This is a genomic window from Micromonospora sp. CPCC 205554 (genome assembly GCF_036902745.1).
Classification (GTDB): Bacteria; Actinomycetota; Actinomycetes; order Mycobacteriales; family Micromonosporaceae; genus Micromonospora; species Micromonospora tulbaghiae.
In genome coordinates this window covers 90,376-110,332 of record NZ_JBAKHP010000006.1, presented here as the reverse complement: position 1 = coordinate 110,332, position 19,957 = coordinate 90,376, and the positions used below count along the sequence as shown (strand labels likewise).

General features: G+C 75.1%; 15 protein-coding genes and 1 pseudogene. 5 read left to right on the top strand and 11 right to left on the bottom strand.

Annotated features, from left to right (window positions below; translation table 11 throughout):
• Positions 1 to 82 precede the first annotated feature (82 nt).
• Genes V6U82_RS10815 through V6U82_RS10800 form a run of 4 tightly spaced genes read right to left on the bottom strand, consistent with a single transcriptional unit; the run spans position 83 to position 4,807 of the window.
• The gene (locus V6U82_RS10815) at positions 83 to 1,561 is read right to left on the bottom strand and encodes a pyridoxal phosphate-dependent decarboxylase family protein (protein WP_334460832.1); all 1,479 of its coding nucleotides are present in this window, start codon (positions 1,559 to 1,561) and stop codon (positions 83 to 85) included.
• A 40-nt stretch (positions 1,562 to 1,601) separates the two neighbouring features.
• On the bottom strand, positions 1,602 to 2,999 hold the full coding sequence (locus V6U82_RS10810) for an MFS transporter (RefSeq protein ID WP_334460831.1): 1,398 nt from the start codon (positions 2,997 to 2,999) through the stop codon (positions 1,602 to 1,604).
• Positions 3,000 to 3,031: 32 nt separating this feature from the next.
• Positions 3,032 to 3,346 (bottom strand): MGMT family protein, encoded by a 315-nt coding sequence (locus V6U82_RS10805; RefSeq protein ID WP_334460830.1) that lies wholly within the window; start codon positions 3,344 to 3,346, stop codon positions 3,032 to 3,034.
• 21 nt (positions 3,347 to 3,367) lie between these two features.
• Entirely contained in the window at positions 3,368 to 4,807 is a 1,440-nt protein-coding gene (locus tag V6U82_RS10800) for a D-glucuronyl C5-epimerase family protein (protein WP_334460829.1), read from the bottom strand.
• Positions 4,808 to 4,957: 150 nt separating this feature from the next.
• Here V6U82_RS10800 and proB point away from each other — a divergent pair, with 150 nt between their 5' ends.
• Positions 4,958 to 6,115 carry a glutamate 5-kinase gene (proB, locus tag V6U82_RS10795; RefSeq protein WP_435120688.1) on the top strand — a complete coding sequence of 386 codons (1,158 nt, stop codon included), beginning with the start codon at positions 4,958 to 4,960 and terminating at the stop codon, positions 6,113 to 6,115.
• A gap of 26 nt (positions 6,116 to 6,141) precedes the next feature.
• The gene (locus V6U82_RS10790; protein WP_128138433.1) at positions 6,142 to 7,383 is read left to right on the top strand and encodes a glutamate-5-semialdehyde dehydrogenase; all 1,242 of its coding nucleotides are present in this window, start codon (positions 6,142 to 6,144) and stop codon (positions 7,381 to 7,383) included.
• Positions 7,384 to 8,020: 637 nt separating this feature from the next.
• On the opposite strand, the pseudogene V6U82_RS10785 reads toward V6U82_RS10790, so the two are convergent.
• The 6 genes and pseudogenes from V6U82_RS10785 to V6U82_RS10760 all read right to left on the bottom strand — a co-directional run.
• Positions 8,021 to 8,890, bottom strand: a pseudogene (locus V6U82_RS10785) (hypothetical protein); the annotation flags it as partial.
• 130 nt (positions 8,891 to 9,020) lie between these two features.
• Complete coding sequence (gene moeZ / locus V6U82_RS10780; protein ID WP_181726700.1) at positions 9,021 to 10,268, bottom strand: adenylyltransferase/sulfurtransferase MoeZ; 1,248 nt, start codon at positions 10,266 to 10,268, stop codon at positions 9,021 to 9,023.
• Between the two features lie 41 nt (positions 10,269 to 10,309).
• Entirely contained in the window at positions 10,310 to 11,137 is an 828-nt protein-coding gene (locus V6U82_RS10775; RefSeq protein WP_334460826.1) for a DUF3152 domain-containing protein, read from the bottom strand.
• A gap of 78 nt (positions 11,138 to 11,215) precedes the next feature.
• Positions 11,216 to 12,076: a DUF3152 domain-containing protein gene (locus V6U82_RS10770; protein ID WP_334460824.1), complete on the bottom strand. Its 861-nt coding sequence runs from the start codon at positions 12,074 to 12,076 to the stop codon at positions 11,216 to 11,218.
• 5 nt (positions 12,077 to 12,081) lie between these two features.
• Positions 12,082 to 13,080 (bottom strand): alpha/beta fold hydrolase, encoded by a 999-nt coding sequence (locus tag V6U82_RS10765; RefSeq protein ID WP_128139204.1) that lies wholly within the window; start codon positions 13,078 to 13,080, stop codon positions 12,082 to 12,084.
• Between the two features lie 40 nt (positions 13,081 to 13,120).
• Positions 13,121 to 16,033: a hypothetical protein gene (locus tag V6U82_RS10760; RefSeq protein WP_334460822.1), complete on the bottom strand. Its 2,913-nt coding sequence runs from the start codon at positions 16,031 to 16,033 to the stop codon at positions 13,121 to 13,123.
• Positions 16,034 to 16,182: 149 nt separating this feature from the next.
• Here V6U82_RS10760 and V6U82_RS10755 point away from each other — a divergent pair, with 149 nt between their 5' ends.
• Both V6U82_RS10755 and V6U82_RS10750 read left to right on the top strand, forming a co-directional pair.
• Positions 16,183 to 16,821, top strand: a complete 639-nt coding sequence (locus V6U82_RS10755; protein ID WP_013288691.1) for a TetR/AcrR family transcriptional regulator — start codon at positions 16,183 to 16,185, stop codon at positions 16,819 to 16,821.
• Between the two features lie 65 nt (positions 16,822 to 16,886).
• Entirely contained in the window at positions 16,887 to 17,114 is a 228-nt protein-coding gene (locus V6U82_RS10750) for a DUF3107 domain-containing protein (protein WP_013288692.1), read from the top strand.
• Positions 17,115 to 17,159: 45 nt separating this feature from the next.
• Here the strand turns inward: V6U82_RS10750 and V6U82_RS10745 are convergent, their stop codons facing one another.
• On the bottom strand, positions 17,160 to 17,846 hold the full coding sequence (locus V6U82_RS10745) for a ferritin-like fold-containing protein (protein WP_334460818.1): 687 nt from the start codon (positions 17,844 to 17,846) through the stop codon (positions 17,160 to 17,162).
• A gap of 282 nt (positions 17,847 to 18,128) precedes the next feature.
• Here V6U82_RS10745 and V6U82_RS10740 point away from each other — a divergent pair, with 282 nt between their 5' ends.
• Complete coding sequence (locus tag V6U82_RS10740) at positions 18,129 to 19,784, top strand: DEAD/DEAH box helicase (protein WP_334460816.1); 1,656 nt, start codon at positions 18,129 to 18,131, stop codon at positions 19,782 to 19,784.
• Positions 19,785 to 19,957: the final 173 nt, after the last annotated feature.

Genomic DNA, 19,957 nt, shown 5'->3' with positions numbered 1-19,957 from the left:
GTGCCCTGATGCTAGGCAGGGACGGGCACGGGCTCCGGGCGCCGAAACGCCCGACTTCGCCGCCGAACGGACGAGCCTCCCGTCACCAGGTGGGGCGCTGGAGCAGCCCGACGAACTCCGCGAGCAGCCGTTCCCGCAACCGCGCCGGGGCGGCGTCGAGCAGCGTGTTCACCACGGCCATCCGGTCCGGCACCCCGGCGCCGCCGGCCAGGCCGAGCCCGTCGGCCAGCCCGGCCACCAGCTCGGGGGTCAGCGCCTCCGGCGTGAGGCTGCCGGCCAGCGCCAGCAGTTCCGGCGGCAGCACGACCGGCCCGGCGGCGCGGGCCGCCGCGACCGCCTCGGCCAGCGCCGGGCCGAACTCGGCCACCCGGGGCGCCACCGCCGCGGTCACCGTGAGGTGGACACTGGCCGGCAGATCGGCGTACGTGAGCTGGGGCTGGGTGTGCCAGCCGCGCGCGGTCAGCTCGTCGACCAGCACGAACAGGTCGAGCCCGGGATCGTCACTGGTGAAGCAGACGACTGTGGTCTCCGGTTCGGCCATCAGCCGCAGGCCGCCGGTGGCCCGTACCGCGTCGGCCAGCCCGGCGACCGCGTCCCGGGTCGCGGCGGCCAGCCGCAGGTAGCCGTCCTCGCCGAGGTGGCGGAGTGTGGCGTACGCGGCGGCGATCGGCCCGCCGGACCGGGTCGAGGCGATCACCGGGTTGACCATCGTGTACCCGGGCCAGTCGGCGTACGCGAAGAACTGCGGGGCGCGCAGCGCCGGATCGCGGTGCAGCAGCACCGAGACGCCCTTCGGCGCGTACGCGTACTTGTGCAGGTCCACCGAGATCGAGGTGACCCCCGGTACGGCGAAGTCGAACGGCGGCACCGGCGCGCCGAGCCGGCGCAGCCAGGGCAGCGCCCAGCCACCGAAGCAGGCGTCCACGTGGCAGCGCACCCCGGCGGCCTGCGCGACGGCGGCGATCTCCGTCACCGGGTCGACCACCCCGTGCGCGTACGACGGGGCGGACGCCACCACCAGCACGGTCTCCGGGCGGATCGCGGCGGCCACGGCGGCCACGTCCGGGCGCAACGTCACCGGGTCGACAGGCACGGTGTCGAGCGCGACCCGCAGGTAGTGCGCCGCCTTGGCGAACGCGGCGTGCGCGCTCGCCGGCGCCACGATCCGCGGCCCGGTCAGGTCGGGCCGGGCGTCCCGGGCCGCCTTGACGGCGAGCAGCAGCGACTCGGTGCCGCCGCTGGTGACGCTGCCGACCACGTCCGGCGCGCCGGTGCCGGGGCCGCCGCCGAGCAGTCGGGCGGCAGCGCCGACGAGCGTGTTCTCCATCGCCAGCAGCGACGGGAACGCGGTCGGGTCGAGGCCGTTGACGTGCGCGCTCTCCGCGTACGCGGCCTGCGCCAGCGCGTCCAGCCCGGCCACGCCGGGGTCGTAGACGTACGCGAACAGCCGCCCGCCGTGCGTCGGCCGGTCGGCGTCCCGCAGCGCGCGGATCTCGTCGAGCACCTCTGCCGCGGGCATTCCCCGCGCGGGCAGCGCGCCCAGCTCTGCCGTGTCGGTCATCGGGTGGTTCCTCTCGTGGACGGGCCGGGCGGTGCGGTGCTCACGCCCGCGCGGCCGGGGTGCCGGCCCCGGTGGCCCCGGGCGCGGTGGGTCCGGGCGCGGTGGCCTCGGACGCGGTGGCCAGTTGTGCCGGGGTCAGGGTGTAGCCGCGCAGCAGCACCAGCGGGATCGCCACCAGCAGGGCGGGCAGCACCGTGAAGCCGAGCAGCACGCCGAGCCGGGCCGTGTCCGACTGGGCGGCGGCGGTCCCGGTGGACGAGGAGACGTAGCCGGAGAGCTGGAGCACCAGCCCGTAGATGCCCGGCCCCAGCGCCAGCCCGAACGTCTCCCCGGCGGTCCACAGCCCGGTGAACACCCCGGCCTGCCGCCGCCCGGTGCGCGCGGTGTCGTACGCGATGCAGTCCGGCAGCATGGCCAGCGCGAACACCTGCTGACCGGCGTACCCGACGCCGATCACGGCGACCACCGCGTAGGCCGCGGCGGCGGGCAGCGCGGGCGCGGCGACCAGGGTCAGCGCCCCCGCCGCGAAGATCAGCGACGCGGCGACCAGCGACGCCCGCTTGCCCAGCCGGGCGCCGGCCCGGGACCAGAGCGGCATGACCAGCAGCGCGGGCGCGACGAAGCAGGCGAACAGCAGCGTCGGGCCGGTGTCCGGCTCGCGCAGCACCTGGTCGGCGAAGTACTTCACCCCGGCCAGCACGGTGGCCACCCCGGCGGACTGGATCACGAAGCAGATCAGCAGCACCCGGAACGGCCGGTTGCTCGTGGCGACCGCGAGCTGCGCGCGCAGGCTCGGCTCGCTCTCCCCGACCGTCCCGGTCGGCGCGGACCGGGTGCCGAGGAAGACGCCGACGGTGCCGGCGACGATCAGCGCGGCGACGAACAGGCCCATCCACCGGTGACCGGGAACGCCGTCGCCGCCCGCGGTCACCACCGCCGGGGCCACCGCGCCGGAGACCAGGATGGCCAGCGCCAGCACCGCGATCCGCCAGGTCATCAACCGGGTACGCTCCGCCGGGTCGGCGGTCAGCTCGGCCGGCATGGCCACGTACGGCACCTGGAAGAACGCGAACGCGGTGGCGGTGGCCAGAAACGCCAGGGCCACGTACGCGGCGGCGGCCGGACCGTTCGCGAACGGCGCGGCGAAGATCGAGGCGAACAGGACGGCGAGCGCCAGCCCGCCGCCGAGGAGATACGGCCGGCGCGCGCCCCAGCGGGAGCGGGTCCGGTCGGAGATCCGCCCGGCGACCGGGTTGACCAGCACGTCCCACGCCTTCGGCAGCAGCACCAGCAGCGCGGCCAACCCGGCGGCGACGCCGAGCGTGTCGGTGAGGTACGGCAGCAGGAGCAGCCCGGGCACGGTGCCGAACGCGCCGGTGACCAGGGAGCCCAGCGCGTACCCGAGGTGCACCCGGCGGGGCAGGCCCGAAGCTGTCATGGAGCCGAATGCTACTCACGTTATGGCCCGGGTCACATCCCCTCCTCCGGCGACCAGGAGGCCGCCGCCAGGTCCACCCGGTCGCCGCGCAGCGGGCACCCCTCCGCGAGCAGCCGTTCCCGGGCCCTGCGCTCGTGACCCGGCGGCAGCCGGCCGGCCGCGTTCACCACCCGGTGCCACGGCACCCCGCCGCCGTGCCGGGCCATGATCGAGCCGACCAGCCGCGGCGACGCCCGCCCCGAGCGCTCGGCCAGCGCGTCGGCCACCGCCCCGTACGACATCACCCGCCCCGGCGGGATCCGCTCGACCAGCGCCAACACCGCCTCGACGTACTCGTCAGGTGTCACGGAAAGCCACCATAGGGGACCTCAGCCGGCGAGCGAGGCGACGGCCAGGTCTCCCCGGGCGGCCAGCCAGTAGCCGTCCAGCTCACCACCGGTCGCGTGGTAACTGAGTTCACCGTTGACCCAGGCGGTGCCGCCGAGCGTCAGCTCCGTCACGGCGGCGAAGGTGACCTTCCGGGCGTCGAGCACCGCGCCGTCGCGGTCGTACGTGTAGCCGGTGTACGTGCCGGGCTGGGCGGTCAGCACGCGTGCGGGCTGGTAGCGGTGCTCGACCGCCACCCCGAGCAGGACCCGCCGGCCGGGCTCCTCGGGCACCAGGTAGCCCGCCAGCGGGCCCTCGGTGATCCGGTAGTGGATGCCGCGGCCGCGCACCCGGATGCGCTCGTCCGTCGCGAACCGGCTCGGCCGGTCCAGGGTGACGGCGCGCTGCCCGGTGACGGTGCCCTTGGCGTCGTACGTGTATCCCACGTGTGTCCCGGGCTCGAACCGCACAGTGCCGGTCAGGTCCGGCGCCGGGTAGTCCGCCCGCAGCGTGTCGGCGTACTCGGCGAAGACGGTCGCGTGGGTGACCTCGTACAGCTTGAGGGTCTGCCGGGTGTGGATCTGGTGGTACTTCGGGTGGAAGTGCCGGCAGTTCATGGAGTACCGGCTGGCCCAGTTCTCCACGCGGAACCTCGTCGGCACGTAGCGGCGCACGGTGGTGGCCGCCGCGTCGAAGATCTCCGCCGCCCGCTCGTCGCCGGTGAGCCGCCAGTAGTCGTAGACGCCGTACAGCGAGAAGATGTGCCCGTTGAGCACCTGCTCGCCGCGCGGGTCGTCGTTCTCCGGATACTCCTCCAGCCACAGGTAGCCCCCGCGATCGGTCCAGGTGGCCCACGGCTCGCCGTCCTGGACGGGCAGGGTGAGGCTCTGGAACGTCCGGTCCGCGGCGGTCTTCCACGTCTCGTCGCGCGTCTCCTCGTACAGCCCGACGAAGAGGCTCAGCAGTTGGCCCTGCGACATGCCGCTGTACCACCGGGGCTTCAGCAGTGGACGCTTCTTGCACCGGGTGAGCTCGAAGTCGTACGGATACCACCAGGCGCCGCGCGACTCGACGCGGCGGTCGACGTTGCGCTGCGCGTTCGCGATCGCCCGGTCCAGGTAGATCCGCTTGTGGGTGGCCCGCCAGCCGGCCAGGTTCTGCAGACCCCACTGGGCCTGCGCCACCGGATGGTCCCAGGTCTGATCGTGCATGCGGAACATCCGGACGTTCTCGGCGTCGTGCAGCCCGGCGTCCACCAGCGGCGCGATTCCCTCGTGCGAGGGAATCGCCTCGGGCGGCACCGGATGCGGCCGGTAGCCGTCCCGCCGGACGGCCGGCGCCGTCTCGTCGCGGAGACCGGCCAGCACCGGTGTCAGCCCGGCGACGAGGCCGACGGTGACGAGCAGCGCCAGCCACCAGGCACGATGAACCCTCGGAATCATCACTGCGAACCCCCGTTCGTGATGAACGAGACGCTATGCAGCGAAATTCGCGGGTGTGTGCCGCTAACCGGACAATCAAAACTGTTCGTTCGACTAGCAACCGATTTCGTCTGTCGCTCCGTCGGGCCACCGGCCGCGAGCTGCCACGATATGGGAACGCGCCGCGGCCCCGCAGACCGCGGCGCGCAGAATGGTCGGGTGCGCGAAGCAGTCACCTCGGCCCGACGGATCGTCGTCAAGATCGGTTCGTCCTCGCTGACCACCGCGTCGGGCGGCCTCGACGACGCCCGGGTCGACGCGCTCGTCGACACGCTCGGCGGGCTCGCCGCCTCCGGACGCGAGGTGGTGCTGGTCTCCTCCGGCGCGATCGCCGCCGGGCTCGCCCCGCTGCGGCTGCCCCGGCGCCCGCGCGACCTGGCCACCCAGCAGGCCGCCGCCAGCGTCGGCCAGGGCCTGCTGATCGGCCGGTACGCCGCCGCGTTCGCCCGGCACGGCCGCACCGTCGGGCAGGTGCTGCTCACCGTGGACGACGTGACCCGGCGGGCGCACTACCGCAACGCGTACCGGACGCTGCGCAAGCTGCTCGACCTGCACGCCGTGCCGATCGTCAACGAGAACGACACGGTGGCCACCGAGGAGATCCGGTTCGGCGACAACGACCGCCTGGCCGCGCTCGTCGCCGCGCTCGTCGACGCCGACCTGCTGGTGCTGCTCTCCGACGTCGACGCGCTCTGGACCGGCGACCCGGCCCGCCCGGGCAGCACCCGGATCACCGAGGTGCACGGCGAGGGCGACCTGGCGGGCGTGGACGTCGGCGGCGCCGGCCGGGCCGGGGTGGGCACCGGCGGCATGGTGACGAAGGTCGAGGCCGCCCGGATCGCCACCGGCTTCGGCATCCCGGTGGTGCTGACCGCCGCCCCGCTGGCCGCGCCGGCGCTGGCCGGTGAGCCGGTCGGCACGTACTTCCACCCGAGCAGCCGCCGGCCCGCCGCCCGCCTCTTCTGGCTCGCGCACGCCACCGCCCCCCGCGGTCGGCTGCACCTCGACCCGGGCGCGGTGCAGGCGGTGGTCGGCCGTCGCAAGTCGCTGCTGCCCGCCGGCATCACCGCCGTCGACGGCGCGTTCACCGCCGGAGACCCGGTCGACCTGGTCGACACCGCCGGCGCGCCGGTGGCCCGAGGGCTGGTCAACTACGACGCGGTGGAGCTGCCCGGCCTGCTCGGCCGGTCCACCTCCGAACTCGCCGCGGCGCTCGGCCCGGCGTACGAACGTGAGGTTGTCCACCGCGACGACCTCGTCCTGCTGTGAGCCCCACCGGTGAAGGAGTACGCACGATGAGCGTCGTCGAGCAGGCCCGGCGAGCCCGGGACGCGGCGGAAGCCCTGGCCACGGCCACCCGTACCGTCAAGGACGCCGCACTGCACGCGATGGCCGACGCGCTCGTCGCGCGTACCCCCGAGGTCCTGACGGCGAACGCGGCGGACCTGGCGGCCGGGCGCGAGGCCGGGCTGTCCGCGGCCGTGCTGGACCGGCTCGCGCTCGACGAGGGCCGGGTGGCGGCCATCGCGGACGCGCTGCGCCAGATGGCCGCGCTGCCCGACCCGGTGGGCGAGGTGGTACGCGGCTCGACCCTGCCCAACGGGCTGGAGCTGCGCCAGGTGCGGGTGCCGTTCGGTGTGGTCGGCATCGTCTACGAGGGCCGGCCCAACGTGACAGTCGACGCCGCCGGGATCTGCCTGAAGTCCGGGAACGCGGCGCTGCTGCGCGGCTCCTCGTCGGCTGCGCACTCCAACGCCGCGCTGGTCGCGGTGCTGCGCGACGCGGTCTCCGGCGCCGGGCTGCCGGCGGACGCGGTGCAACTGCTCGACTCCAGCACGCGCGACTCGGTCAAGGAGCTGATGCGCGCCCGCGGCCTGGTCGACGTGCTGATCCCGCGCGGCGGTGCGTCGCTGATCCGGGCCGTCGTCGAGGAGTCGACGGTGCCGGTCATCGAGACCGGCGTGGGCAACTGCCACGTGTACGTGGACGCCGCCGCCGACCTCGGCAAGGCCCTGGCGATCACGCTGAACGCCAAGACCCAGCGCCTGTCCACTTGCAACACGGCCGAGTCGCTGCTGGTGCACCGCGACGTCGCGGATGCGTTCCTGCCGGCCGTGCTGGCCGCGTTCGCCGACGCCGGGGTGACCGTGCACGGCACGCCCGCTGTCGCCGCCCACTCCGACGCCGTGGTGCCGGCCACCGACGAGGACTTCGGCACCGAGTACCTCTCCGCCGACATCTCGGTCGCCGTGGTCGACTCGCTCGACGCGGCGGTCGCGCACATCCGCCGGTACGGCACCGGCCACACCGAGGCGATCGTCACCGATTCGCAGCGCACGGCCCGGGAGTTCGTGGCCCGGGTGGACGCCGCCGCGGTCATGGTCAACGCCTCCACCCGGTTCACCGACGGCGGCGAGTTCGGCTTCGGCGCCGAGATCGGCATCTCGACGCAGAAGCTGCACGCGCGCGGCCCGATGGGCCTGCCGGAGCTGACCAGCACCAAGTACGTGGTGACCGGGGACGGCCACCTGCGCTGATCGAACTTTGCCTCCTGTGGCGCGCCAGATCGGGGAAGTGGTGGTATCCCGGCACCTTTGATGCCACCACCTCGCCGAACTGGTGTTGATCATCAGTGGCCGGCTACGCGATCGGGAGCGCATCTCCGTCGGCCGGCGTGGCGGGGTCGATCGGCGGCACCGGGCCGGGCAGCGGGTCCGGCACCGGCTGCACAGCAGGCCCGGTGCTCTCGCCGGGGAGCAGATCGGGCGTGACGATCCAGGCGGACCACGGCCCCTGCCCGCTGTCCGGCCCGGCCGGCACCTCAACACCAGCCGACGGATCGGGCGCCGCCCCCGATCCGGGCGTGGCATCCGGCTCGACGTCCGGACGGAACCAGGTCTGGGGCCCGAGAGCCCGGGCCGGAAACAGGTCCGGCGCGCCGTCCGGACCGACTGACGGCCCGGGCGCGATCCCCGATCCGGCCGATGGCGCGGACGCGGACGGCGGAGGCGTAGACGCGGACGGCGGAGACGCGGACTCGGGGACGGGCGGCGGAGACGCCGATGCGGGGAGCCGGCGCGGGCGCGGGGCCGGTACGGCTGGTGGCGCGGGCAGCTCGGCGGTCTGCGGCACCACGAACGGCGCTCCGGACACCGGGGCCTCGGGCGTGTTCGGACGGCACGCACGAATCGCCCGCAGCGTGGTGTGCACGTCGAACTGGTGGCCGTCGTCGCTGTCCCAGCCGCCGTCGCTGCGCTGGGTTCCGGCGAGCCGCCCACGCGCAGCGACCAGCAGCCACTGCTCCTCGCCCACGTCGACGCGGCGCAGCGTGGCGGCGAGCCAGGCCACGTCGGCCGGGGACATCCGGGGGATCCGGTCGGCCAGCACCGCCTGGATGCGCGCCGACTCGTAGTACATCTGCTGGCGGTGCAGCACCGCGGCGGCGAGCCAGCCGGCGGGCAGGAAGGACGGCCAGCTTCCGTCCGGCGCGAGCTGCGCGGCGAGCACCTGCGCCGCCGCCTGCACCACACCGGCGTACGCGCCGCCGACCCGGTGGTCGAGCGGCCCGGCGGCGCGGGCGTCGAGTCCGGCCACGGTGAGCCAGAACCCGGCGTTGGCGGTCTGGTAGAGCCGCGCCTCGGGGTCGCCCGGGGTGGCCCACTCGGGGGCGAGCCCGGCCAGTGACGGATCCTCGTCCCAGCCGCCGTCGGACAGTTGCCGAGCGGCCAGCCAGTCCAGCGCGTGCCGGGCGGCCGGGCGGCCCAGCGCGCCGAGGTCGTCCAGCTCGGCCAGGCGGAAGCAGGTCGCGTCGACCGAGGCGACCTCGCCGTCGAGGACGGCGGGCCAGCCACCGCCCGGCGCCTGCCCGGCCTCGGCGGCGTCGAGCACGTCGGACGGCACCGGAGCGCCGGAGCGCAGCCGGGAGAGGCGGGCGCGGTCCACCGCGTCACCGTGAGCGACGACGAATCCGATCGCCGCGTCCAAGTCCACCACGGCACTGACGGTACTGGCGCGGCCGAGGTTACGCCTCGGTAGCTCGGTCAGGGCCGGTACCGCCCACCGGCCCTTGAGATCATCCGCCGTTGGGGTGCGGGACCGGGTGTTTGCCCATGCCAGGGGGCACGGAAAGCGTGACGGGCCCGCCCGGAAAGCCGGGCGGGCCCATCGACACGACTCAGTACGAGGGCAGCGACGGGTCGATCTGCTTGACCCAGGAGAGCACGCCGCCCTGGACGTGCACCGCGTCGGAGAACCCGGCCGCCTTCAGCGCGGCGAGCGCCTCGGCGGAGCGGACGCCGGACTTGCAGTGCAGCACGATCTGCCGGTCCTGCGGGAACTTCGCCAGCGCCTCGCCGGACAGGATCTCGCCCTTGGGGATGAGCGTCGAGCCGGGGATCCGGACGATCTCGTACTCGGCGGGCTCGCGCACGTCGACCAGGAAGACGTCCTTGCCGGAGTCCTGCCAGTCCTTCAGCTCCAGCGCGGTGATGGTCGAGTCGACCACCGCCTCCTGCGCCTCGTCGGAGACCGCGCCGCAGAAGTCCTCGTAGTCCTCCATCAGGTCGGTGAGGGTCGGGTTCTCGCCGCAGAGCACGCAGTTCGGGTCCTTGCGGACCTTGATCTTGCGGTAGCTCATCTCCAGGGCGTCGTAGACCATCAGCCGGCCGACGAGCGGCTCACCGATGCCGGCGAGCAGCTTGATCGCCTCGTTGACCTGGATCGACCCGATCGACGCGCAGAGCACGCCGAGCACGCCACCCTCGGCGCAGGACGGGACCATGCCGGGCGGCGGGGGCTCCGGGTAGAGGCAGCGGTAGCAGGGGCCGTGCTCGGCCCAGAACACCGACGCCTGGCCGTCGAACCGGTAGATCGAACCCCAGACGTACGGCTTGCCGAGCAGCACGGCCGCGTCGTTGACCATGTACCGGGTGGCGAAGTTGTCGGTGCCGTCGACGATCAGGTCGTACCGGGAGAAGATGTCCCGGACGTTCTCCCGGTCCAGCGCGGTGTTGTGGATCTCCACGTTGACCAGCGGGTTGATCTCGCGGATCGACGCCGCGGCGGACTCGGCCTTGGACCGGCCCACGTCGGAGACGCCGTGGATGACCTGACGCTGGAGGTTCGACTCGTCGACGGTGTCGAAGTCGATGATGCCGAGCGTGCCGACACCGGCCGCGGCGAGGTAGAGCAGGGCCGGCGAGCCGAGGCCACCGGCGCCGACACAGAGCACCCGGGCGTTCTTCAGCCGCTTCTGCCCCTCCACCCCGACGTCCGGGATGATCAGGTGGCGCGAGTAGCGGCGGATCTCGTCTACGGTCAGCTCGGCGGCGGGTTCGACGAGCGGGGGCAACGACACGGTGGACTCCCCGGGATCGGCGGTGTGACCGCGCCATTGTCGCTCGGTCGGACGGGGTTCGGCCATGATGAGGGACACTCGGCCCGAACTGCGGGACCGGGAATAACTCAGACGCCGTCGGTGGGCTCGCCGGAGTACCGCATCCCGCCGACGTACGGCCAGGCGTTGGGCAGGCAGCCGTCCAGCCCGTACGTCTGCTGCTGCATCACCGGGGCGGGCGCGCCGGGCTCGGGGCACGCCTCGTGCAGCTCGCCGAACTCGTGCCCGACCTCGTGGTTGATCACGTACGTGCGGTAGACCTCCAGCGGGGCGCCGTAGTCGGGCACCGCCGTCATCCACCGGGCCAGGTTGAGCACGACCCGGCCGGGCAGTCGGCAGGAGGTGTACCGGTCGGTGCGCAGGCCGCCCTCGGCGCACATCCGCTCGGAGGTGACCGGGGTGGCGAGGTAGACGGTGAAGTCGGCCGCCGCCGCCTCGGGCACCCGCTGCACCCGCAGGTCCCCCGAGGCGATCCAGCTGCGCGGGTCGCCCAGCACCGCGTCCACGGTGGCGGCGAACTCGTCGGCGTCCTGCCCCGTGTCCTGCTCGACCTCGACCCGGTAGCGGCGCAGCGGGCCCTCCTGTCCGCGTACCGGAGACCGGCCCTGCGCCACCGCGAACGTGCCGGGGCCGGCGGTGGGGTAGCCGGTCGGCGCCGCCGCCGGGACGTCGGCCTCGGCGGCGCCGCGCGCCAGCGACGGTTCGGCGGCGAGCGACGTCCCGCCGTGCCCGGACGGCGGCGCGTTCAGCCGGGTGACGCCGACCGCGCCGCTGACGGCCGCGAGCAGCATCGCCAGCAGCAGCACCGAGCGGCGGCGGCGCCGGCGCATCCGGCGCAGCGTGGGACGCTCGGGTGGCGGCGCGGCGCGGTTGTCGTAAGGGGACGACGACGTCATGACCTCAGGGTGCCATGCAATTCGGGCATTTAGCTGCTTTTGCCGCCTATGCCGCGAATGTTCTTCACGAAGCGGCGCTCAGAGGGCCGGCCCGGTGTACCGCTTACCGCCCACGTAGGGCCACGGGTTCGGTCGGCAGCCCTTGAGGAAGAGCGTCTGCTGCTGCATCACCGGCGCCGCCCGGCCCGCGCCCGGGCACCCCTCGTGCCGGTGCCCGAGCTGGTGGCCCACCTCGTGGTTCACCACGTAGAGCCGGTAGGTGTCCAGCGGCATCCCGGCCGCGACCAGGTGCGGCGCCGAGGTCCGCCACCGGTCCAGGTTGATCACCACCTTGCCCGGCACCCGGCACGACGTGTACGGCACCCCGCCCACGCGGATGTCGATCCCGCCCGCCCCGCACAGCCGGCCGGCCGTGTCGCGGGTGGCCAGGTAGATCGTGAAGTCGTACCGGTCGCCCGGACCGACCCGCTGCAACCGCAGCGTGCCGCCGTCGACCCAGCTGCCCGGGCCGGCCAGTGCCCGCTGCACCGCCTCACCGAAGGCACGGACCTCCTCGCCGGAGCCGTTCTCCACCGCCACCCGGTAGCGGCGCAGCGTCCCCGATCCGCCGAGCACGCCGCTGGTCCGCGCGTCGTACGCGAAGGTGCCCCGGCCCTTCGCCGGCCCCGGGCCGGACAGCCTCAGCACCGGCGCGGCCGGCGAGCCGGGCGTCACCGGCGGCGGCGCGACGCTCGGCGTGGACGGCGCCCGCGTGGGGGCCGGAGGCTGGGCGACGAACCCGTCGGTGACCCGGGTGCCCGCGCCCGCCGACGGCAGTTGCACCGCCACGCCGACACCCACCGCGGCGGCGGCGACGAAGGCGCAGACCACGATCGCGGTACGCCAGTGACGGAACGAGGAACGGGAGCGTGTGGCACGAGGGCGGCGGGAGCTGGGCATCCGGCTCAGCCTGCCATGTCACGCTCCGTTCCGCTCTCCCCCATGCCGGTGGTGAGCGGCGGTTTCGCCTCGGCGAGCAGCCCCAGCACGGCCCGCGCCACGGTCCGGGGCACCTCCAGCTGGGCCACGTGCCCGACGCCGTCGAGCATCAGCAGCCGGCTGTCCGGGATGACCCGGGCCGCCTGCGGCGCCACCCGGACGTCGACCAGCCGGTCCTGCCGCCCGCCCACCACGAGCGTGGGCGCCCGGACCGCCGCCGCCTGCCGCCAGAGCGCGCCCTCCCCCGGCAGGTACGAGCGCAGGAAGCTGCCGACCAGGCCCCGGAACGTCCGCACGTACGCGGCGGCGTAGTGGGCCGCCTCGTACCGGACCCGGATCTCGTCGATCGCCTCCTGCCGGCGCTGCTCACTGATCCGGGTCAGGTCCGCCACGCACGCCTCCATCACCTGCTGCGCCGTCACCTCCGGGCTGAACTGGGCCAGCCGCCAGGCGGCCAGCCGTTCGCCCCGGGGGATCGCCAGCAGCGGGAGCATCCGCCCCTGCAACGAGCGCCGGAAGTCGAGGAACGGCAGGGCGGGCGAGACCAGGGTGAGCGTGCGGACCAGGTCGGGGCGCAGCGCCGCCACCCGGACCGAGATCGCGCCGCCGAGCGAATTGCCGAACAGGTGCACCGGGCCCCGGTCGCTGTACTCGATCCAGCGGATCACCCGCTCGGCGAAGGCCGGGATGGTGTAGCGCGGCCCCGGCTCGCTGCGCCCGAACCCGGGCAGGTCGATCGCCTGGCCGTCCAGCCGGTCGGCGAGCAGGCCGGCCAGGTCGGTCCAGTTCTGCGCCGACCCGCCGAGGCCGTGCACGTACAGCGCGGGCTCCGCGCCGGAACCGGTGGCCGGTGTGTCGCGGACGTGCACGAGCGTGCCGTCGACGCGTACGTGCCGGCCCGGCCAGGGCGGCGGGACGTGGTGTGCGGGAAGGCTGTGCTCCGGCCACAGTGCGGCGCGTTTCATGTCTCCAGTCTCCCCCGCACGGTCCCTACCGCACACCGGCTCAGGAGAGCAGCGCCTCCAGCCGCCGGTTCACCGCCGCCAGCGTGGCCCGCACGACCGCCTGCCGGGGATCCCCGGCCACGAGTGCCGAACCGGCCAGTTGCTCCACCCAGCCGTCACAGACCAGCAGCACCACCACTGTCGCGACCTCGCAGTTGCCGAACGGCACCACTGCGGCGTGCTCCACGAAGCACCGGCCCCGTTCGCCGGCCGGGACGCCCCGGCCGAGCAGCTCGTCCACCGCGGCGGCCGCGGCCACCGCGCAGAGCCGCAGCACGTACCCGTCGACCGCCGGGCCGGTCGCGTGCCCCTCGGCCGTCCGGTCGCCCGCGACCAGGCGGACCTCGGTGGTGGCGTCCAGGCCGAACGTGCTCACCAGGACGTGCTCGATGACCACCCGGGGCCCCGGCACGCCGCCGGTGTCCAGCGGTCGCGACGGCGCGGTCTCCGTCGTGGTCATCTGCCCACCGGAGTACGACGTACCGAGCGTGACCGGGCTGCCGGTGGACATGCCGGTCGGCGCGGCGGCCAGCGACGTCTCGTCCACGGCGGCCCGCCCCCGGTGGGTGGCCTGCCGGCGGCGGCGCGGCGGCTCGTCGCCGTCGCCGTCGCCGGGCGCCTCGGCCGCGCGCGTGGCGCGGTCCGCGCCGAACCGCGCGTCGCCGGAACGGTTGGCGGCCGGACGCGTCACACCGGTACGGGCCGGGATCTCGTCCCCGCCCGCCTCGTCACCGGTGCGGGTCTCACCCGGCTCGGACTGCGCGGCGGCACCGGTCTCGCCCGTGCGGGCCTGGCCCGGCGCGGACTGCGCCCCGGGCGCCCGGGTCTCACCCGTACGCGTCTCACCGGAGCGGTCCAGCCGGGTCGACCGGCGGCGCAGCGGGGCCGGCGGCGGCACGGCGGGCGCGCCGGGCAGGTTCTGCGGGGCGGCGGCCAGGCCCATCCGCTCCTGGAGCAGCCGGGCCACCAGGCGGCTCACCTCGGCCGGGTCCGCGCCGTCGGCCAGGTCGAGCCGGAGGCTGTGCGCGCCGGCCGGGGTACGGCGCAGCGCGGCGTCGCGTACGCCCGCCACCTCCCGGACCGCGTCCAGGATCGCGTTGACGTCGAAGCCCTCCGGCCGCTCCCGCAGCGGCGCGGGTTCGTCGTCGCGGCGCAGGTGGGTGGCGATGCGGGCGAGTTCGGGGGTCTCGGCGGACGGTTCCACTGCCGGTGGCTCCGGCACGACTGGCACGTCCGGTTCCGAGGGGACGCGCTGCGGCAGCACGGGGGACGGTTCCTCCGGTCGGGGCTCGGCGACCGCGTCGGCGGCCGGCACCGGTTCCGGTGCGGACCGGCGGGCCGCGTAGGGAGGGGCGCTCGTCGGGTGGGGCGCGGGTGGGCGGTCGAAACGCGGCGTGCCGCTCGTGGCGGGCACGCCCGAGGTCGGCGGGGTGGTGGCGGCCGCTTCGGCGGGCGGCGCCGGGGCGTATCCACCGGCCGGCGCGGGCGGGGCGTATCCACCGGCCGGCGCGGGCGGGGCGCTGGACACCGGCGGCGCACCGGGCGCGGGCGGGGCGCTCGTCGGCGCGGGACCGGCGGGCGCGCCCAGCGGGGCGACCGGCACCGGCGGCCCGGCCCAGGAGGGCCGGTCGTAGCCGTGCGGCGGTTCGGCGTCGCCCCGGGCCAGGCGGAACGGCCGGGTCGGCTCGGGCGCCGGCTCCGGCGCGGCCGGCGGCTCGTACCGGCGCGCCGGCTCGGGCCCGGCACCCGGCTCGTACTGCCGGGACGCCTCGGACTCGGCGGACGGCGGGTACTGCCGCGTCGCCTCCGGTCCCGGCGCCGGTTCGGCGCGCAGGGGCTCGTACGGCCGTACCGGCTCGGGCCGGGGTGGCTCGTAGGCGGCGGGCGGCTCGACGCGGGCCGGCTCGTACGGCCGCACCGGCTCGGGCGCCCACTCGGCCGCGCGGTCCTCGCGGGCGGTGCGGTGGGCGGCGCTGTCGTCCTCCCACTCCCGCCGCTCGGCGGCGGGCTCCTCGGCGCGGCGGGCCGGCGGCTCCTCCGTGCCTCGGACCGGCGGCTCATCGGCCCGGCGGGCCGGTGGCTCGTCGGTGCGGGCCCACGGCGGGGCCCAGCCGTCACCCCAGCTCGGGCGGTTCCAGGACGGCCCCGACCAGTCCGGTTCGGCGGCCCTCGGGTCGTCGGCCGCAGGAGTCCCGGCCGCGGCCCGCGGCTCGGCGGTGGCCGCCCGGCCCTCGGGCGGGTGGACCTCGCCCGCTGCGTGCTCCGGTCGGCCGGCGGCCGGTGGCTGGGTGACGGGCCGGTCGGCCCAGCCCCGGGACAGCGACGGGGTGGATTCGGTGTTCGGCGCGTGGAAGCCCGGCGGCACCTCGAAACCGGAGGCGGCGGCGCCGACCGGCGGGACCTGGAGCGCCGGGGGCGCGGAGGTCGGCCCGCTCTCGGCCCAGCGCGGGGCCCGGGCGGCCGGGTCGTCGGCGGCGTGCCGGGAACCGGCGGCCTCCCCCGGGTCGGTCGGCTGCTCGATCGTCGGCGCCGGGCGCGGGGCCGGTACGGCCAGTCGTTCGCCGTCGGCGGTCCGGGGCGGCTCGTCCGCGGGCGGGGCACTGACCGGCGCCTGGCGGGTCACTGAGGACTCCTCCCCGGCGTGGTGCACGCCGTTGACGTGGCGGCCATTGGCGCGGCCCGGTTCCGGCGCGTGCCCGGGCAGTGGGGCCGGCAGGTCGCCGTGCCGGGGCGAGGAGGCGGCCCAGCCGCCGAGGTCGCCGTAGGGCCAGCCGCCGGGCGCCGGAGCGCCGCGGGACCAGCCGTTCGGCGGGGGCGCCCAACCGCCGCCGGTACGGGCCGGTTCGTCCTGCTGGCCCGTCCCGTCGCCGTGCTCTCCCGGGGTGGCGGCTCCGGGTTGCCCTGTTTCACTCACCGCGCGCTCCTTGGTCGCCCCCGCTGAGGCTACCGTGTGGTGACAGTGGCGATAAGTTACAGCGGCGGGCCAATTCCGCGACGGGTTCACGAACCCGGACCGGTTCGGGTGATACGTGCCGGCTCGTACGCAGATACTCGGAGGATCCGATGACCGCAGTGGGGAACGGTGCACAGACCGCCGGTCGGCCCACCCGCCTGCCCCGCTCGGCGCGCCGTAAGCAGCTGCTCGCCGCCGCTCAGGAGGTGTTCGTCGCGCAGGGCTACCACGCCGCCGCGATGGACGACATCGCCGAGCGGGCCGGTGTCTCCAAGCCGGTGCTCTACCAGCACTTCCCCGGGAAGATGGAGCTCTACCTGGCGCTGCTGGACACGCACTGTGACGCGATAGTGGCCAACGTGCAGGACGCGATGAGCGGCACCAACGACAACAAGGAGCGCGTCGGCGCCGCGGTGCGCGCGTACTTCGACTTCGTCGACCACGAGAGCGAGGCGTTCCGGCTGGTCTTCGAGTCGGACCTGCGCAACGACCCGGCGGTGCGGCAGCGGGTGGAGCGGGTCGAGCAGGGCTGCATCGCGGCCATCACCGACACGATCATCTCGGACACCGGGGTCAGCCGCTCGCACGCCGAACTGCTCGCCTCGGGCCTGGTCGGCGCCGCCGAGACCGCCGCCCAGTTCTGGCTCGCCGGCGGCCGCCAGGTGCCCAAGGCGGAGGCCGAGGCGCTGGTCGCGGCCCTGTCCTGGCGCGGCATCGCCAGCTTCCCGCTGCAAGGTGAGTCAGCCTGAACATCGGGCCGCCGGATCGGATAGCCTTCCCACGGTGGCTTTTTCGCCCCAGTTGAGGAGGCACAGTGGAGGTCAAGATCGGCGTGCAGTACGCGCCGCGGGAGCTGGTCCTGGAGAGCGCGCAGTCGCCGGCCGAGATCGAGCAGATCGTGACCGACGCCTTCGCCAAGAGTGAGGGCACCCTCTCCCTGACCGACGAGAAGGGCCGGCGCGTGATCGTGCCGGTCGGCAAGGTCGCCTACGTCGAGATCGCCGAGGCGTCGCCTCGCGCGGTCGGGTTCACCGTTCGCTGATTCCCGCGGCACCGGCCGCCGTGGCGGGCCTCCCGCCACGGCGGCTCAGTTGTTCAAGCCGACCGCTGTCATCCGCGCGGCGTGCGCCTCGGTCAGCCGGCGCAGCAGCCCTGGCACGTCCCCACCGGTCCGCCCGATCAACGCGACGAGCGCGCCCCGGTCGGCGGCGGCCACCCGGCCCGCCTGGGACAGCGCCTCGCCGAGCAGCCGGCGCGCCCACATCGACAGTCGCCCGGCCGCCCGGGGATCGGCCTCGATCGCGGCCCGGATCTCGGCGTCGGCGAACTCGGCGTACCGGGAGTCGTGCAGCACGTCGAGCAGCAGCGCCCGGTCCGGCCCGGCCAGGCCGTCGGCGATCCCGCGCAGGAAGTCGTCGGTGATCGCGTCCCCCACGTACGCCTTCGTCACCGCCTCCGCCCAGTCCCGCGGCTCGGTCGAGTCGTGGTACGCCCGCAGCGGCTCGACGTAGGGGGCCATCGCGTCCTCCGGAGTGACGCCCCGGGCGGCTAGCCGGTCGGTGAGCCACCGGTAGTGCGCGATCTCGGCGGCGGCCATCTCGCTGAGCGCGGCGCGGCGGCGCAGGTCGGGCGCGAGACGCGCGTCGGCGGCGAGGCGGTCGAACGCGAGCAGTTCGCCGTAGGCGACGAGCCCGAACAGGTCGGTCGCGGCGGGGTCGGGGGTGGCGGGCCCGGGGACGGTGGGATCGGGGACGGCGGCGTCGGGGGCGGACACGAGCGCAGGCTACCGGCGCCGCCCCTGTGACTCAAGTCACAGCAGGCCACCCCGCGTGCACGGCCACCACCTGGGAATCGGGACGACTCATGGGCCGTTCAGGTACGATGAGACAGTTGCCGTGGGCACCGATTCGGTCACTTGCTGATCAATGCCGGCCCCCGACGCGCGTGCGGCCCGGTCCGGCTCGGCGAAATCGCCCCTGACCGCGTGGCCCGCGCCACACCGATCGCGCCCTGAGGACATGAGGGGCGCACCACGAGAGGGCACCCCCAAATCCATATGAGCGAGCAGATTTCCGGCCAGCCACTGGCCCCCACCGCTCCGGTCCCCCCGGAGGCACCTACGTTCGCCGCGCTCGGCGCGCGGCAGGAGACCGTCGAGGCGCTGGCCGCCGCCGGCATCACCCGCGCCTTCGCCATCCAGGAGTACGCGCTGCCGATCGCGCTGCGCGGCGTCGACCTGATCGGGCAGGCGCCGACCGGCACCGGCAAGACACTCGGCTTCGGCATCCCGCTGCTGGAGCGGGTGTTCGCGCCGTCCGAGGGCAGCGACGGCGTCCCGCAGGCGCTCGCCGTCGTACCCACCCGCGAGCTGGGCATCCAGGTCGCCAAGGACCTCGACGCCGCCGGCCGTACCCGGGGTGTCCGGGTGCTGCCGATCTACGGTGGCGTGGCGTACGAGCCGCAGATCGAGGCGCTGCGCAAGGGCGTCGAGATCCTGGTCGGCACCCCGGGCCGCCTGCTGGACCTCCAGAAGCAGAAGCACCTGCGGCTCGACCGCGTCCGCGCGCTCGTCCTCGACGAGGCGGACCGCATGCTCGACCTGGGCTTCCTGGACGACGTCGAGAAGATCCTGGCGATGCTGCCGGAGGACCGGCAGACCATGCTGTTCTCGGCCACCATGCCGGACCCGATCGTCGCGCTGTCCCGGCGCTTCCTGCGCCGCCCGGTGACGATCCACGCCGGGCACACCGCCGAGACCGGCCCGTCGCCGCAGACCCAGCAGCTCGCGTACCGCACGCACTCGCTGAACAAGGTCGAGATCGTGGCGCGCATCCTCCAGGCCGAGGGCCGAGGACTGACCATGATCTTCACCCGTACCAAGCGGGCCGCCGACCGGGTCGCCGAGGATCTCGACTTCCGCGGCTTCGCCGTCGCCGCCGTGCACGGCGACCTCGGCCAGGGCGCGCGCGAGCGGGCGCTGCGGGCGTTCCGGGCCGGCAAGATCGACACGCTGGTCGCCACCGACGTGGCAGCGCGGGGCATCGACGTCACGGGCGTCACGCACGTGATCAACTACGACTGCCCCGAGGACCAGGACACCTACACCCACCGCATCGGCCGTACCGGCCGGGCCGGGGCCACGGGTGTCGCGGTGACGTTCGTCGACTGGGACGACATGCCCCGCTGGCGGATCATCGACAAGACGCTCGGGCTGGACATGCCCGAGCCGCCGGAGACGTACCACACCTCCGCGCACCTCTACACGGACCTGGACATCCCGACCGACATCAGCGGCACGCTGCCGACCGCCGAGCGCACCCGCGCCGGCCTGTCCGCCGAGGTCGAGGAGGACCTGGGCGGCGTCGGCCGATCGCGCCGGGGCGCGCGGCGCGGCGACAGCCGGGGCCGCGAGCGTGGCGACCGCGACCGTGGTCGTGGCCGGGGCGGCGAGGGCGGTTCGTCCGCCGGTTCGCCCGCCGCACAGGCCGACGCCGGGGACGACGAGACCCCGCGTACGCCACGTCGCCGGCGTCGTCGCCGGGCCGGCGAGACGGTGGCCGGCGAGCCGACCGCGGTGATCGGCAGCGAGGGCGCGGCCGAGACCGCCGCGGCGCCGCAGCCCGCGGAGGGCGAGGCCGCGAGCACCAAGCCGCGTCGCCGTCGCCGCCGCCGCAGCTCCGGCGCACCCGCCGAGGCCAGCACCACCGACTGACCCGCACCACCGATACGGCCTCCCGGACCCCGGTCCCGGAGGCCGTCCCCATCCCCACCCCTCACCGCGACGATCATGAAGTTGACGGCGCGACACGCCGTGTCCACGGCCGCCAACTTCATGATCAACGGACCGGGACCGGGCGGGCGGGAGTGCGGGGAGAACAGGAGAGG